This window comes from Corynebacterium sp. HMSC08A12, from assembly GCF_001807485.1.
Classification (GTDB): Bacteria; Actinomycetota; Actinomycetes; order Mycobacteriales; family Mycobacteriaceae; genus Corynebacterium; species Corynebacterium evansiae.
The window spans coordinates 139,338-153,574 of record NZ_KV789165.1; the positions used below are offsets into that span (position 1 = coordinate 139,338).

General features: G+C 63.3%; 13 protein-coding genes, 2 tRNA genes and 1 pseudogene. 5 read left to right on the forward strand and 11 right to left on the reverse strand.

The window, feature by feature from the left end:
- The first annotated feature begins 200 nt into the window (after nucleotides 1-200).
- Complete coding sequence (gene rlmB / locus HMPREF3166_RS00985) at nucleotides 201-1,157, forward strand: 23S rRNA (guanosine(2251)-2'-O)-methyltransferase RlmB (RefSeq protein WP_034971815.1); 957 nt, start codon at nucleotides 201-203, stop codon at nucleotides 1,155-1,157.
- A gap of 50 nt (nucleotides 1,158-1,207) precedes the next feature.
- On the opposite strand, the gene HMPREF3166_RS00990 is transcribed toward rlmB, so the two are convergent.
- Nucleotides 1,208-1,774, reverse strand: a complete 567-nt coding sequence (locus HMPREF3166_RS00990) for a TetR/AcrR family transcriptional regulator (protein ID WP_070487272.1) — start codon at nucleotides 1,772-1,774, stop codon at nucleotides 1,208-1,210.
- A gap of 121 nt (nucleotides 1,775-1,895) precedes the next feature.
- Between HMPREF3166_RS00990 and HMPREF3166_RS00995 the strand changes: the two genes are divergently transcribed.
- Nucleotides 1,896-2,906 (forward strand): hypothetical protein, encoded by a 1,011-nt coding sequence (locus HMPREF3166_RS00995; protein WP_070487273.1) that lies wholly within the window; start codon nucleotides 1,896-1,898, stop codon nucleotides 2,904-2,906.
- Between the two features lie 51 nt (nucleotides 2,907-2,957).
- Here the strand turns inward: HMPREF3166_RS00995 and HMPREF3166_RS01000 are convergent, their stop codons facing one another.
- The 4 genes from HMPREF3166_RS01000 to HMPREF3166_RS01015 all read right to left on the reverse strand — a co-directional run bounded on the left by HMPREF3166_RS01000 (nucleotide 2,958) and on the right by HMPREF3166_RS01015 (nucleotide 7,376).
- Nucleotides 2,958-4,607 carry a carboxylesterase/lipase family protein gene (locus tag HMPREF3166_RS01000; RefSeq protein WP_070487274.1) on the reverse strand — a complete coding sequence of 550 codons (1,650 nt, stop codon included), beginning with the start codon at nucleotides 4,605-4,607 and terminating at the stop codon, nucleotides 2,958-2,960.
- Nucleotides 4,608-4,693: 86 nt separating this feature from the next.
- Complete coding sequence (locus HMPREF3166_RS01005; RefSeq protein WP_035007504.1) at nucleotides 4,694-5,632, reverse strand: metal ABC transporter permease; 939 nt, start codon at nucleotides 5,630-5,632, stop codon at nucleotides 4,694-4,696.
- Entirely contained in the window at nucleotides 5,629-6,330 is a 702-nt protein-coding gene (locus HMPREF3166_RS01010) for a metal ABC transporter ATP-binding protein (protein WP_070487275.1), read from the reverse strand. Before HMPREF3166_RS01010 ends, HMPREF3166_RS01005 begins: the two co-directional genes overlap by 4 nt.
- The gene (locus tag HMPREF3166_RS01015) at nucleotides 6,330-7,376 is read right to left on the reverse strand and encodes a metal ABC transporter solute-binding protein, Zn/Mn family (protein ID WP_070487276.1); all 1,047 of its coding nucleotides are present in this window, start codon (nucleotides 7,374-7,376) and stop codon (nucleotides 6,330-6,332) included. The genes HMPREF3166_RS01010 and HMPREF3166_RS01015 overlap by 1 nt, the downstream gene beginning before the upstream one ends.
- A 138-nt stretch (nucleotides 7,377-7,514) precedes the next feature.
- Between HMPREF3166_RS01015 and HMPREF3166_RS01020 the strand changes: the two genes are divergently transcribed.
- Nucleotides 7,515-8,624: a LacI family DNA-binding transcriptional regulator gene (locus HMPREF3166_RS01020; RefSeq protein ID WP_070487277.1), complete on the forward strand. Its 1,110-nt coding sequence runs from the start codon at nucleotides 7,515-7,517 to the stop codon at nucleotides 8,622-8,624.
- Here the strand turns inward: HMPREF3166_RS01020 and otsB are convergent.
- From otsB to HMPREF3166_RS01045, 5 genes are all read right to left on the reverse strand, one after another.
- Nucleotides 8,589-9,479 (reverse strand): trehalose-phosphatase, encoded by an 891-nt coding sequence (otsB, locus tag HMPREF3166_RS01025; RefSeq protein WP_070487278.1) that lies wholly within the window; start codon nucleotides 9,477-9,479, stop codon nucleotides 8,589-8,591. The genes HMPREF3166_RS01020 and otsB overlap by 36 nt on opposite strands.
- A gap of 4 nt (nucleotides 9,480-9,483) precedes the next feature.
- Nucleotides 9,484-9,966, reverse strand: a complete 483-nt coding sequence (locus HMPREF3166_RS01030) for an META domain-containing protein (protein ID WP_070487279.1) — start codon at nucleotides 9,964-9,966, stop codon at nucleotides 9,484-9,486.
- Nucleotides 9,966-11,432 carry an alpha,alpha-trehalose-phosphate synthase (UDP-forming) gene (locus tag HMPREF3166_RS01035; RefSeq protein WP_070487280.1) on the reverse strand — a complete coding sequence of 489 codons (1,467 nt, stop codon included), beginning with the start codon at nucleotides 11,430-11,432 and terminating at the stop codon, nucleotides 9,966-9,968. The genes HMPREF3166_RS01030 and HMPREF3166_RS01035 overlap by 1 nt, the downstream gene beginning before the upstream one ends.
- A gap of 46 nt (nucleotides 11,433-11,478) precedes the next feature.
- Complete coding sequence (locus tag HMPREF3166_RS01040; RefSeq protein ID WP_070487281.1) at nucleotides 11,479-11,886, reverse strand: hypothetical protein; 408 nt, start codon at nucleotides 11,884-11,886, stop codon at nucleotides 11,479-11,481.
- A gap of 70 nt (nucleotides 11,887-11,956) precedes the next feature.
- Complete coding sequence (locus HMPREF3166_RS01045; RefSeq protein ID WP_246816885.1) at nucleotides 11,957-13,549, reverse strand: threonine/serine exporter ThrE; 1,593 nt, start codon at nucleotides 13,547-13,549, stop codon at nucleotides 11,957-11,959.
- A gap of 197 nt (nucleotides 13,550-13,746) precedes the next feature.
- On the opposite strand from HMPREF3166_RS01045, the gene HMPREF3166_RS01050 reads away from it, so the two are divergent.
- A tRNA-Thr gene (locus HMPREF3166_RS01050) sits at nucleotides 13,747-13,819 on the forward strand.
- Nucleotides 13,820-13,932: 113 nt separating this feature from the next.
- A tRNA-Gly gene (locus HMPREF3166_RS01055) sits at nucleotides 13,933-14,003 on the forward strand.
- A gap of 99 nt (nucleotides 14,004-14,102) precedes the next feature.
- On the opposite strand, the pseudogene HMPREF3166_RS10050 reads toward HMPREF3166_RS01055, so the two are convergent.
- Nucleotides 14,103-14,237, reverse strand: a pseudogene (locus tag HMPREF3166_RS10050) (IS481 family transposase); the annotation flags it as partial.

A 14,237-nucleotide genomic window follows, 5' to 3' on the forward strand; every position in this document is an offset into this window, starting at 1 on the left:
GAAAGCATCGTACCACCCCATCTGCGAAGAACTATTGCTCGTTTCAGCTGCTGCCGGCAAGATTGGTAATGGAAGCAACAAATTCACAGCAGGTGGGGTGCTTTGCTGTCCACGTTCTCGTGAGCCTGGTTCCAGTTTTGCGTGCCGGGAAGTAACATACACAAACGCACGTAGTCGACCAGGTAAGAGGGGCAATCACAGTGGCGGGCAACACCCAGCGCAGCGGAGGCGTGCGCAAGAAGAACAAGAAGGGCGCAACCAAGGGCTCCGGTGGCCAGGGGCGCCGCAGCCTGCGGGGCAAAGGGGCCACGCCGAAGGCGGAGGATCGCGTCTACCACGCCGCTTACAAGCGCAAGCAGGCCGCCAAGCGCCGGGCATCTGGTGCGCACGACCGCTTCGCAAAGGACGAGAACCAGGTGGAGCTGGTGGTCGGCCGCAACCCGGTGATCGAGTGCCTGCACGCCAAGGTCCCCGCCACCGCGCTGTACGTCGCGGAGGGCACCAAGAACGACGAGCGCCTGGCCGAGGCCGTCCACACCTGCGCCGACCGAGGCATTTCTGTGCTGGAGGTTTCCCGCGCAGAGCTGGATCGCATGACCGGCAACGGTATGCACCAGGGGATTGGCCTGCAGATCCCGCCCTACCAGTACACGCAGGTAGAAGACCTGATTCAGCAGGCTGCCTCTGCACCCCAGCCCGGTCTGGTCATCGCGCTGGATAACATCACCGACCCGCGCAACCTCGGTGCGGTTATCCGCTCCGTAGCGGCATTCGGCGGCCACGGCGTGATCATCCCGGAGCGCCGCAGCGCCTCAGTTACCGCCGTTGCTTGGCGCACCTCCGCTGGCACGGCCGCGCGCCTGCCCGTGGCAAAGGCCACCAACATGGTGCGTTCCCTGAAGCAGCTCCAGCAGGCCGGCTACCAGGTCGTGGGCCTGGACGCCGGCGGCGACCACACCCTCGATACCTACGACGGCACTACCCCGACCGTCATCGTCGTCGGCTCGGAGGGCAAGGGGCTGTCCCGCCTGGTTTCGGAGACCTGCGACACGATCATGTCGATCCCCATGGCCAAGTGGGTGGAATCCCTCAATGCGTCGGTCGCTGCGGGCGTGGTGCTCAGCGAGTTCGCCCGCCAGCGTCGCGCTGCTAAGTGACGCCCCCTCGTCTTCGCCTCTGCGGATTCCTCAGCAGGGGCTTCTAGTTTCTAAGGCTTAAGTCCTCGAATGTACGTCTCCACGAGCCAGGGCTGGTAATCGGGTACGAACTGTTGAGCTGTGTCTGGCAGCGGGCGGGTGATTGCCGCCAGGCCGAGGTGGAAATGTAATGCGTCCACGTCCTCTCTGAGGAGGTTCCAGCGGCGTGCACGGTGAAGCACCCTTTCTAACTGTTCCATCAGTTCGTTCATTCGAGGGACGAGGTCTGCCTCAAAGTCCAAGTTTTCCACAATGGTCGGCACTACCTGCGTGGCGATGGCTCCCAGCTGGAGCTCTGCGACGCTATGGACGAAACTGCTCCACGCTTCGGTGGCTTGTTGAGCGTTCTCCCATCCCGCCGTGTGGCGGTCGATGATGTCGATGAGGCGCTCGCGCCCGTAGTCGAAAAGCCCCGTCAGCAAGTCCTGCTTGGTGGGGAAGTGGCGGTAGAGGGTGCCGATGCCCACGCCCGCTTCGCTGGCGATGGTGCGCATGGAGACGTCGATTCCGATGGTGGAAAACAGTTTCCAAGCTGCAGTGAGTATTGCCTGCCTGTTCTCGTGTGCATCCGCGCGCATTACAAACCTTCCGAAAACTTTTGCTCTAGCACTTGCATTCTATCTAAGCGGAGCGTTATGATCCACTTTGTTCAAGCGGAACAAAGTGTTCCGATTAATGGAAAGTAGAAAGGGGAAACCCATGTCCAACGCTGTAGATACGCAGAAGAATCCACCAACTCAAACGCCCCCGACCCCCGAGCGCAGTGGTATCGGTCGTCTCACCGCCATCGTCGTCGCGCTCACGGGAATCATCACCCTCATGCTGTTGGTGTTCCTTACTCCCAGCATGCACTCCGGCCCGAAGGATCTCCCCCTCGCGGTCTCTGGCCCGGCGCCTGCTGTTCAGAAAATTGAGGGGATGCTCGAGCAGAAGCAACCCGGTGCCTTCGACGTCACCACCTACGACAATCCAGACGAGGTAAAAACGAAGGTCCTGGAACGCGAAGCGATCGGCGGCATCTCCCTCGGTAAAGATGGTGCAGTCGTCACCATTGCCAGCGGAGCCGGCTCTACCTTCAAACAGACCATGACCGGTCTCGCAGATGGCATGAAGCAGCAAGGCCAGAAGGTCACCGTGGAGGATGTCGCCCCGCTGCCCGCTGGTGATCCCACTGGCATGGGTCTAAACACCCTTGCTCTGCCGCTGGCTTTTGGAGGCATGGCCTCGGCCGCGCTGCTGACCTTCGGACTCAAGGGGCGCCGTTGGGGCCGGGTGGTCGGCGCAGCCGTGGTCTCCATTCTGGCCGGTCTGGTGCTCGGTGCGATCATGCAGTTCGGGTATGACCTGTTCGACGGAAACTATATTGAGCTGGCGGGAATCCTCGCGCTGGGTATCGCCGGTACCTCGATGTTCGTCCTCGGCATGGAATCCCTGCTCGGCGGCGCAGGTCTGGGCATCGGCGCGATCATCACGTTGTTTGTTTCCAACCCGCTGTCCGGCATCGCGACGGGTTGGCAGTGGCTGCCTAGCCCCTGGGGTTGGTTCGGCCAGTACCTACCTATCGGCGCAGCTGGCACTGCGGTGCGGTCCGTCGGCTATTTCGATGGCCACGGCATTACCCATGCGGTGGTTGTTCTGTGCTGTTGGGTTGCGCTCGGTGTGGGCATGGTCGCCCTGGCTTCGTGGCGGAAGCGTCGCGCTGCTAAGTGACGCCCGTTCGTCTCAGCCGTAGCCGGCTCCAGCGCTAGCCAATAATTCGCGCTAGCCGAACATTTCCTCCTGCTTATCCCACTGAACCTGTGCCCACGCCTCCCGCAGCTCGGGCTGTGGGTCGTAGATGGTTTCCTCGCCGGTGGGGAAGTGGGCGTCAAAAACCTGCGTGGCGAAGCCCAACGAATAGGGATCGAAACCTGGGTCGTGAGAGTGCACGAACTGCCTCCACCGCGACTGCATGGCGACGGAGGTGGCGCGCATCTCGCCGCGACCGCCAAGTAGTACTGCAATGCGCCCCTTGTCCTGATCGTAGCGCTGGAAGAGGATCGGCAGATCTAGGGCGTGTACCGCGCCCATGCCCGTAGCGCGCAGGAACGGGGTGGTCGTGTCCAGGCGGTAAACCCATGCCCGGTCACTCGGGTGGTTCTGCGCCAGGTACCAGGAGGGGCCGGTGAACAGCGCGTCGCCGAAGAAACGCCCTTTGAGCTTGCGGGACTTCGGTCCGCCGTAGTGCCGTTCCAGAATGTCGGTGGCGTGTGCGGCGGAGCCGGAAATCGCGTGGGCGAACGTGCGCGTGCGCGTGTACTGCATGGAGCTACGCTTCGGCTCCAGGTGCATCATGTCGTACTCGTTGCGGTTCGTACCGATCAGCAGGGGCACGTCCATCATCGCGCCGGGGGAAAGCGGGTGCTCCGGCAGCAGATCGCCGTCGATCACAGGAGCGAAAGGGCCGGCCTTGGAGATCGGGTTGTCTGCGTGGAAGCGCACGATCTCGTCCGAGAGGCGGCCCAGGATTGCGTGCTCGGCAGTCAGAAGGTCTGCGGTGGCGGCTGCAAGCTCCTCGTCGCTGAGCTCTGGTGGGGCCTGGCGAACCGGGGTGCGCTGGTCCAAGGGCAAGGATTCCTCCGCGCGCATGCGGTACAGCCAGCGGGCGGCGAAGTCCGTCCAATACTTCGCATTCGCGCGGGTATGGACGATCATCGGGGCGGGGGATTGCGCGATGGCCGCGCTGAAAAGTCCCTTCGCGGAGGGGGTGGCCATCAGTGCGGTGACCATGGAGCCACCACTGGATTCGCCCATGATGGTCACGCGGTCCGGGTCGCCGCCGAAAACGCGGGCGTTATCGTGGATCCAGCGCAGAGCCGTCAGCAGGTCGGAGTGGCCCGCGTTGGTATCCATGTCGTCGGGAGTGTGCGTACCCTCGCCCAGGGCTAACTGGCCGAAGATACCCACGCGGTAGTTCACGGCCACATACACGCAGTCGATGGCCTGGGTGAAGTACTCGCCGGACAGCAGGGGCTTGTTCGCCGAGCCATGGATGTTCGATCCGCCGTGGAAATAGACCACCACCGGGCGGCAAGCTTCCGGGTCGATAGCGGGCGTGGGGGAGTGCGCGGGACGGGGAACGACCACGTTCAGCCAGAGGCAATCTTCCGTGCCCTCCCAGTTGCCGGCGGACTTGCGCGCCGGGCGGTACTGGGAACATGCGTCGCCGGAGGTCGCGGCGTTAAAAACGCCCTCCCACGGTGCGATGGGCTCGGCCCGGCGGAAGCGACGGTCGCCGATGGGTTTCTCGGCGTAGGGGATTCCACGGAAGGCGGTCACGCCGGTTTCCGCGTGGCCTTTAACTAGCCCGGTGGTGGTGCGGACGATCCAAGGGTTGGTGGGTTGTGAGTTCGCAGTCGTCTCGGTAATCACAAGTGCTACCTTAACGAGCCGCGCTGCCCCTGGCCCTCTTCCGGGGGCAGTGCTTATTTTTTATGCGCTTTACGCACCCGGTTGTTCTAGGCGTGGTGCGCGTGACCTGCGGCCTCGTTGCTGGTTTGCTTCGAGATCGACTCGCCAGCAGCCGAATACTCCCGCGCTCGCACCGCATCCGCCTGCACATTCCGGGAACGCATCCACGCGATCCCGCGGCAGATCAGGTAGATCACAAAGCTCAAGGTAGTCACGAACACCGAAACCGGCAGCCCCGGCGCCAGCGATGCCACCAGCCCGCCGACCGCCGACACCACGGAGAAAACGCCCGACAGCACCACTGCCAATACCGGGTTGCTGGTCACCTTCACCGCTGCTGCGCCGGGCGTGATAAGCAGCGCGATCAACAGCAGGGCGCCGACGATCTGCACGCCCTGGCTGGCCACCACACCGATCAGCGCGGCGAACACCAGCGCCAACGTGCGCACCTTCACACCCGAGGCTGCGGCCAGCACCGGATCCACCGTGGCGAACAGCAGCGGCCGCCACAGCAACGCCATCGTCACCACCACCAGCACGGCCAGTACAGCCAGGATGCCCAGCGACGCGGAGCTCACGCCCACAATTTGGCCCGTTAGCAGGCTAAACGCGGCGGAAGACCTGCCTGGGTAGAGGTAGATAAACAGCACGGATAGACCCATGCCGAAGCTCAAGATCACCGCCACGATGGCGTCCTGCTCCCTTTGCCCCAGCGCGGTCAGCGCCACGGCGGCCAGCACCGCGCCGATCAGCGCGCCCCAGCTCACGCTAAAGCCGAACAGCAGCGCGGCGGCGGCGCCCATCAGCGCCAGCTCGCCGGTGGAGTGCGCGGCGAAGCTCATCTTCCGCATCACGATCAGCGGGGCGATCGCGCCAGAGACGATGCCCAGCAGCAGGGCCGCCAGCAGTGCGTTCTGCACGAAGTCCACCGAAAGCAGCGCGAGGGTGTCCTCCCACCAGTCGCCGGTCTGAAATTGGCTACTCATACGACCACCAGCTTTCCGTCTACGTTCACTACCTTCACGTCCGTTTGGTACAGGCGGGAGAGCGTCTCGCTGTTCATTACCTCGTCCACCGTGCCGATCGTGTGGCCGTGCGGGGCGAGGTATAGCACCCGGTCGGTCACGTTAAGAATCGGATTGATGCCGTGGGTGACGAACACGATTGCCGTGTCGTGCTCCCGCCGCCTGCGATCCAGCAGTTCCACGGTCTTCTTCTGCGCGCGCAGGTCCAGGGAAAGCAGCGGCTCGTCGCACAGCAGCAGCTCCGGATCCTGCGCCATCGCCTGCGCCTGCCGGATCAGCTGTTGCTGCCCGCCGGATAGCTCGCCGACCCGCCGATTGGCCAGGCCGGTCGCGCCTACTTCTTCCAGCGCCGCGTCGATCTGGGCTTTCTTCGGTCGCCTATTCTTTATGACGCCCGCTGCGAGCGCGAGGCCAACCAGATCTCTCGCGCGTAGCGGAATGGTCGGGTCGAACATCCTCTGCTGGGGGATGTATCCCAGCTTGTCCGTCACCTTGACGCTGCCGCGACTGAGTCTGCGGGTGCCGAGGGCGACGTTCAGCAGGGTGGATTTTCCCACTCCGTTGGGCCCCAAGATAGCCAAAAACTCCCCTGGCGCGACCTCGAGGTTGAGGTCGCGCCAGAGGGGTTCGACTGCCGCTTCGCGGAGAGCGAGAACCATTACTTGGTTGCATCCTCCAATTGCTTGATCAGGGCATCGGCGTACTCGAAGTAATCCTGACCCTCATCGGGGGTTTCGTTGACGTTTACTACCTTAATGCCAGCTTCCTTGGCTGCGTCGGTCAGCTGTTCGGCAGCCGGGGTTTCCGACTGCTCGTTGGTGATGAGGATGTCGGCCTTCTTGTCCGTGATCAGCTGGCGGGTGGCCGCCAGATCTGCGGCGGAAGGCTCGGACTCGTTATTCACCGAGTGGGCAAAGCCCTCCGGGGTGATGTCCTTCAGCTCGGAATCGTCCACCAGCTCGGCGGCGACGGACTCGGTGAGGATGACGTTCTTGCCGCTCAGCTTCTCGATGCGCTGCTTCAGCTCGTCGGTCTTCTTAGTGACGTCCTCGTTGGATTCCGGGATGTCGGAGTTGAGCTTGTGCAGCTCGGCGGAGAGCTTTTGCTCGAACTCAGAGACGACGTCCAGGTCGAACCAGACGTGGGGGTTGGCTCCACCGTGGTCGTGCCCCTCGTGACCGTGCTCGTCACCATGCTCATGGTCGTGCCCCTCGTGATCGTGCTCGTCGCCATGCTCGTGGTCGTGACCCTCGTGTTCATCGTGCCCGGCATCTTCGCCGTGCTCGTGGTCATGTCCGTGCTCGTGGTCGTGACCCTCGTCACCGTGGCCATCGCCGTGGTGGTGCGCCTCGGCCAGCGGCTGAGCCGTAACCAGCGGAGTGCCCTCCTCCACGTTGTCGGTCAGCCAGTTGTCGTAGCCCGCGCCGTTGGCGACTACGATGTCCGCGTCCTTAACCGCCGCGATGTCACGGGCAGTGGCCTCGTACTCGTGCGGGTCGTCGTCCTTGCTGCTGAGGATGGTGGTTACCTCAACGTCATCGTTCCCCTCGGTGATGGTTTCCGCGATGCTGCCCCAGATGGACGTGGAGGCGACCAGCTTGATCTTGTCGCCGTCGGCGGCGGAATCTTCGGAGCCGCCGGCGCAGGCGGTCACGCCCAAAGCCAACGTTGCGATACTAAACACTGCTGCGAAATTGGCAACCATTTTCTTCATTCTTCCGAGGTTACTGGTCACGAAAATGATCGTCAATATGAAGGTGAAACATCAACGGAACTCCACGGCAGGCCGGGGAAGGTGGCGTCAACCCCCAAGAAAAAAGGACCGGCGACTACCCTTAAGAGAATGAACAGACCAGCACGGCGCGGCACCTTGGCCTCCATCGCGGCCGAACTGGGCGTTTCGCGCACCACGGTGTCCAATGCGTACAACCGCCCGGACCAGCTTTCGCCCGAGCTGCGCGACAAGATCCTGCACGTCGCGGCGAAGGTCGGCTACCCAGGGCCAGACCCGATGGCACGCTCGCTACGTACGCGCCGGGCAGGGGCGATCGGCGTGCTGCTGACCGAAGAGCTGCCCTATGCGTTCGAAGACCAGGCCTCGCTGGAATTCGTCTCCGGTGTGTCGGTGAGCTGCGGATCGATGGACGCCTCCATGCTACTTATCCCGGCGGGTGTGGACGATAACCCCACCGCCGACCGCCCCGCGCAGCTAGTGAACCAGGCCAGCGTGGACGGATTCATCGTCTACTCCGTGGCGGTCGACGACCCGTACCTGACCGCCGTGCGCAACCGTGGTCTGCCGACCGTGGTGTGTGACCAGCCCGCCGGAGTAGGTGACCCCTTCGTCGGGATCGACGACCGCGAGGCCATCAAGCCCGCCATCCGCGAACTCGTCGACGCAGGCCACCGCCACATCGGTGTGCTGTGCATCCGCCTGGACCGCACCCCGAACAACGGCCCGGTGAGCGACGAACGCATCCAGGGCGCGCACATGCACGTGCAGCGCTCGCGAGTGCTGGGAATCCTGGACGTGCTGGAGGAAGCCGGGATCTCGCAGGCACCCATCGTCGAACGGCACATCAACAATCCCCAGACCGCCTTCGAAGCAGCCCAGGAGCTGCTGACCAACCACCCCGAGCTCACCGCCGTCGCCTGCACCACCGATTCGCAGGCTCTCGGGGTGGTGCGCTACGCAGCTGAGCAGGGGATCGACGTACCGGGTCAGCTCTCTGTTACGGGCTTCGACGGTATTCCCGAAGCTATTGACGCCCACATCACAACCGTCCGCCAACCCAGCAAAGACAAGGGACTGGAGAGCGGCAATATGCTTGCCGAGCTCATCGAACAGCGGCTGAGCGAAAACCCGGCCAAGCCCGCCCGCCGGGCAGCGGCGCCGAGCGTGCTGCTGGATACCGAGCTAATCCGCGGAACGTCCGTCGCGGCGCCGCAGTAGATCCTCCAGGAAGTCCCGGACGTCCTCCGGGGTGTCCAAGCGGTGCGTGGCGGAGGTCTCGCCGCCGCCGACGCGGATGCCGACGTCCGGGGCGGGCGCGGTAGCCGGCGGGGTGTCGTCAACGCCCGCGGAGTCTACGGTGGGGGAAACGGCGGCGGGGGAGTCTGCAGCAGGGGAGTAGTGCAGCGCGGAGAGCACCGTCTCGTCCGTCGTGTCATCCCCCGCGAACAGCACCCGCAGTTCCCGGCCGTGCTGGCGGGCATAGGCGCGGCGGAAATCCTCGATGTAGGAGCCCTTGGTGGTCTTATCCACCGCGACTTCCAGGATGTCCTTACCCCACGTCACGTGGGAAAGCTCGCTGGTGGCGGCGAAGTCCGCCAGGCGCTGATTCAGCTGCTCGGCCAGCTGCTTATCCGGCACCAGGCGGGTGTGCAGCCCCACCGCCAGGGGCTTGGCCTCCACCCACGCGCCCTCGTGCTCAGCGGCGATGGTCTCCGCGTGGGAACGCAGCTCGCCCAGCCAGGACTGCTGCTCCGGGTTCAAATTCGCTGTGCCACCGTCGGCGGGTTCCGCGCCGTGGCTGCCGACCAGGCGCACCGGGCCGTGCGCGGGCAGCATCGTCGCATGCGCAAGCTGCTCCAAGTTGCGGCCGGAAATCACCATAGCCACCGTGTTCGGCAGCTTCGCCAGCCCCTCCAAAGCTTCCGTCGCGCCAGGCACGGCGTGCACCCCCGTTGGCTCGTCGGAGAAGTGGGCTAGGGTGCCGTCGAAATCCATCGCTACCAGTAGGTCTGGGGTGGCGGCCAGGCCGGAGAGGTCGGCGTCAGAAAGAAAGGGCAGTAACGAACCATCCATGCGCCTAACCCTCCTGCGGACCGCTAATGAACTCAACCGCCGGGACGGACTGCCAATCCTGCTTGTCCTCCGGCGCGGGCTGCTGCAGCTTCAGCGAATTATCGGAAGGGCGGGTGTAGGTGAGGTCCTGGTCGTTGAGGACGGACTTCAGGCGGTCGGCAGTGTCCTCGTCGCCCGGCAGGCACTGGGCGCCGTCGATGCGGGAGGAGGAAAAGTCGGTGATGTGTATGGACTCGTCCTTCCACTCCACGTTTCCGGTCAAGTGGACGCAGCCGCTGGCGCCGTTCAGCGATTCCATGCCGAAGATCAAGTAACTGCGGCCCTGCTGAGCCTCCGGCAGTAGGCCGCCACGCACGTCCGAATCGTAAATCGCCGAAACCTGCCATTGGGAGTTGCCCAGTGGCGCCTCCGAGTCGGAGCACGCCGAAAGACCGGCCACGGTTGCAGCGCTTAGACCAAGCGCGAGGAAACTAGCGGCACGGCGCATTATTCAACCTCCCGCAGCTGCTGTAAAAACGCATCGGCCCAACGGTTTACGTCGTGATCCTGCAGGTGCTCCCACATCTGGCGCATGCGGCGAATCTTATTCGCAGGCTCGTCCTCGATGGCCAGCTGCAGCGCGTCGGCGATGGAATCGACATCGTGCGGATTGCACAGGTACGCCTGCACCAGCTGGGTCGCCGCGCCCGCGAACTCCGAGAGCACCAGTGCCCCTGAACCATCCGAGTGGCAGGCCACATACTCCTTAGCCACCAGGTTCATGCCATCCTTCAGCGGGGTGATCAGCATGACGTCCGCCGCGGTGTACAGCGCCACGATCTGCTCGAACGGTAGGCCGGAGTGCATGTAGTGGATCAGCGAACGCCCCAGGCTGCCGTGGTTGCCGTTGATGCGGGAAACGATGGCCTCTACCTGCTGGCGGGTGCGCCGATAATCATCCAGGCGCTCGCGCGACGGGGTGGCGACCTGCACCATGGCCACGTCTTCCGGAGCCAGGCGGCCGGAGTCCAAGAGGAACTCGATGGCCTCTAGCCGATGCTGGATGCCCTTGGTGTAGTCCAGGCGATCCACGCCCGCGATCAGTACTTTCGGATTGCCCAGGCGGGCTCGCAGTTCGCTGGCCTGGGCCAGCACGTCCGGCTGATTGGCCTGCGCGTTTACCTTCGCGGAGTCGATGGAAATGGGGAACACTCCCACCTTGACCTGGCGGCCAGAATCCAGCGTGACGGTGCCGACCACCTGCGCTTCCTCCGGCAGGCGGGCGCCGCGCAGGAAGTTCGCGGACTCGGAATCGTCCACGATCTGCACCGAATAATCCATGGCCCGCAGCGCCACCATGAAGTTCCGCGCGGAATCCTGGGTGTGAAAGCCCACCACGTCCGCGCCCAGCGTGCCGTCCAACACCTGGCGGCGCCACGGCAGCTGACGGAAAAGCTCCGGGGCGGGGAAGGGGATGTGCAGGAAGAAGCCGATGCAGACATCGTCGCGTAGTTCGCGTAGCTGCCCGGGAACCAGGTGCAGCTGATAATCCTGCACCCAGACGGTTGCGTTCTGCGCGGCCGTATCCGCCGCCGCCTGGGCAAAGCGCTGATTAACCTGCTGATAGCGTTCCCACCAGCGCTTATCGTAAGTGGGATGCACGATCAGGTCGTGGTACAGGGGCCACAGGGTGGCATTGGAAAAACCCTCGTAGAACTGCGCGAAATCCTGCGCGTCCAGGTTCACCGGAACCATCTGGATGCCGGCTTCCTCCGGCGCGGGCATATCCTCGGCCGCGACCTCGTCCGTTGCCCCCGGCCAGCCGATCCACGCGCCGCGGTTGGATTCCAGCACCGGCTTCAGCGCGGTGACCAGCCCACCCGGAGAAGGAACCCACGTGACCTCCCCGGTGGAGCTATCCACGTTGCGGTCGACGGGAAGGCGATTGGCGACAACCAGAAAATCGGACTGCATGTGTATCACCCGTGTCGGTGCAATTAGGCGGTTTATTCGCTACGTGCTACTCGCTAGCCTTAGTGGCCTTCTTCGCCGTCTTCTTAGTGGTTTTCTTTGCGGCCTTCTTGGTGGTCTTCTTCGTAGACTTCTTGGCGGCCTTCTTGGTCGTCTTTTTCGCGGCCTTCTTGGTGGTCTTCTTCGTCGACTTCTTGGCAGTCTTCTTTGCGGCCTTCTTGGTGGTCTTGCGGGTGGACTTCTTGGCCTCCTGCTCCGCCTCCTCGAGCTCGGCAACCACGCGGCGGTGGATCAGACCCTCCGGCTCCACGCCCAGCATGCACATCAGCGTTGCAGCGTCGAGGAAGTCCTCGGAGAAGGTCGCGACGATGCGCTGCGCTGCCTGTGCGGTTTCCGCTTCTACCGCGTGCAGGGATTCATTGTTGGCGGAACGGTTGTCGGTGACCTTCGGAGGCACGAGCCTGACCCCATTTCTACAAAGTCGACGTACGGAACTTTAAGTCTCAACTTTAAATATTTTACGCGATTTAGTGTTCGCTCGTGCCCGTCGGGTGGTCTTCGGACTGTTCTTCGCCCTCCGCCGCGCGCATCTCGCTATCCAGCTGCCACGTACTCTTCGACGCGCTCTTGCGGCGCCTACGCCAGTGCAGGGGCTGGCGCACCCGTCCGTCGGCGCCCATCCGGGGCTTGTTCTGGTTCGTCCGTCGGGGATCCACGCGGGGGCGCCGCAACTGCTGGTAACGGTGCAGGATGCGGGGGCGGCGAATGCGGCGGGCGATCCACTCGCCCAGTACCACGCCCGCAGCCAGCGCGGTCGCGGTTGTCAGCGCGAGGCCCAGGTTGGACATACCGACGACGAATTGGTCGTTGAGGACGGAGCTCATGCCCCGGTACAGTGCCAGGCCGGGCAGGAACGGGGTGATGCCCGCGGCAGCGGTGATCTGCGGGGGAATCATGTAGCGACGGGAAAGCAGACCACCGGCCAGGCCGACGACCAGGGCGGCCATTGCGGTGCCGAAGGTGCCGGGCCAGTTGAGCACGTTCGTCACACTGAACAGCGCCAGCGAGGCGATTAAGGCCGTCAGGCTGGCGACCACGGTGGCGCGTCGCTCGCAGAAGCAGGCGCTGCAGAAGAATGCCGTGGCCACAGCGCCCGAGATGATCTGAATGGTCACCGACCCCAGCACGCCCGAGGTATGAGTCGTATCCAGCGGTGGCAGGGTAATGCCCATGACGGCCATCGTCTGAATACCGGCAGCAATGCCGGTAATGATGCCGCCGGTCTGCAGAACCGTCTCATAGAAACGTGCAGCGGAGGTGACCGGGGCGCCCGTTATGCCGTCCTGTAGCGCCTGGACCAGGGTCAACCCCGCGAGCAGGGCGACAATAGAAGAACCAATAATCAACGAGGGCGGCAGGTAGAAATCGATCCGATCCGCAATCGAATACGTCACCGCCGCCGGGATCACCGCCGCAAAACCGCCGAGGACGTTCTGGAAGAACAGCGGCAGGGACTTCGAGGCCAGCCAGGCGTTGGCAAACATGGTGAAGATCGTGGTGATGCCAGCAACAATCGCCACGGCCCAACCGCCGCCGAGAAGCAGGGCGACGGCAGCGGCGAACCCACCCCAGCTGGCCAGCGCGTAGCGGTTGCGGTAGGGCAGTAGGGAAGTTTCAATGTCGAAGAGGATCTTCTGCGCCATCTCCAGGGGGGTGGCGCCTGCGACGATCGAACGGATGAGGCGGTCGACCTCAGTGATGCGGGAGAAATCCGTCGAAAGCTGCCGCACCACGCGGAACATGTTCGTCGGCGGGGTGTTTTCGTTGAAGCGCGAGTAGACGTAGATCGTGTTCAACGTGATGTCGACGTGCGTATTGTTCAGGCCGTAGGCACTCATGATGCTTCGGATCTGCGCCTTCGCATCCGAATTGCTGGTGCCCGCGGTGAGGAGCTGGTCGCCGATGCGGCTGGCCAGGTCCATCACTGCGTGGATCTTCACAGGATCGGAAAGATCCACCGGCGCCAAAGGAGATGGCGGCGGCGCTAAGCGGATAGCATCGATCGTTGCCCTGTTGCCGGAAAACAGCAGGTCAGAGCCCTTCCTCAATGCCTTCGACATGAAACTAGACACTCCCACACCGTACATCGGGGCTAGGGAGATTTCACAAGAGCCTGTTCCCCCAGGTGGGATGGGGTGCTGCGGGGAAGTTTTACTGTTCGCAGGTGTGGCTTGCTAGGCTTGGAAAGTCCATCGCCTGCGGGTGAGCCCCCCGGTCGTCGCCGGTTGCTAGAGCTCGCGTTGGAAGGTGGATCAGTGCTGGAGTGGCGCAATCGGTAGCGCAACGGTCTTGTAAACCGTAGGTTGCGAGTTCAAGTCTCGTCTCCAGCTCACCTCGCGCCCAGGGAATTCGCCCGCTTATCGTGGCGGCGGAACCCCTGGTGCTAGAGTATTCGACAGCACGTGGCGGGCTGTACTGATGCAACCCCCCGTGTGCTGGAACTGCCGGCGTAGTTTAGTGGTAGAACATCAGCTTCCCAAGCTGAGAGTGCGAGTTCGATTCTCGTCGCCGGCTCAAATTTGTCATGAGTCGCGACATAGTTGACACTTCAGTCGCGACATCATGGACAAACCGGCGTCTCGGTTTTTCTTTTCCGGGGCGCCGTTTTCGCTTTTAGGTCAGGGGTGGCTGGCCTTTCTTCCAATAAGGTTTTTGGTAATTGCGAGACGTATCGATGTAGTGCTCGGTGATAATCTCGCCGGTTTCTTTTAACGAAGTGGTGACATGGTTGTCGGTGATGACCATAAG

Coding starts and splice junctions, on each gene's coding strand:
- HMPREF3166_RS00990 (WP_070487272.1), bottom strand. CDS start 1,774: ATGCGCGCGGATGCACACGAGAACAGGCAGGCAATACTCACTGCAGCT.
- HMPREF3166_RS00995 (WP_070487273.1), top strand. CDS start 1,896: ATGTCCAACGCTGTAGATACGCAGAAGAATCCACCAACTCAAACGCCC.
- HMPREF3166_RS01005 (WP_035007504.1), bottom strand. CDS start 5,632: ATGAGTAGCCAATTTCAGACCGGCGACTGGTGGGAGGACACCCTCGCG.
- HMPREF3166_RS01010 (WP_070487275.1), bottom strand. CDS start 6,330: ATGGTTCTCGCTCTCCGCGAAGCGGCAGTCGAACCCCTCTGGCGCGAC.
- HMPREF3166_RS01015 (WP_070487276.1), bottom strand. CDS start 7,376: ATGGTTGCCAATTTCGCAGCAGTGTTTAGTATCGCAACGTTGGCTTTG.
- HMPREF3166_RS01020 (WP_070487277.1), top strand. CDS start 7,515: ATGAACAGACCAGCACGGCGCGGCACCTTGGCCTCCATCGCGGCCGAA.
- otsB (WP_070487278.1), bottom strand. CDS start 9,479: ATGGATGGTTCGTTACTGCCCTTTCTTTCTGACGCCGACCTCTCCGGC.
- HMPREF3166_RS01030 (WP_070487279.1), bottom strand. CDS start 9,966: ATGCGCCGTGCCGCTAGTTTCCTCGCGCTTGGTCTAAGCGCTGCAACC.
- HMPREF3166_RS01035 (WP_070487280.1), bottom strand. CDS start 11,432: ATGCAGTCCGATTTTCTGGTTGTCGCCAATCGCCTTCCCGTCGACCGC.
- HMPREF3166_RS01045 (WP_246816885.1), bottom strand. CDS start 13,549: ATGTCGAAGGCATTGAGGAAGGGCTCTGACCTGCTGTTTTCCGGCAAC.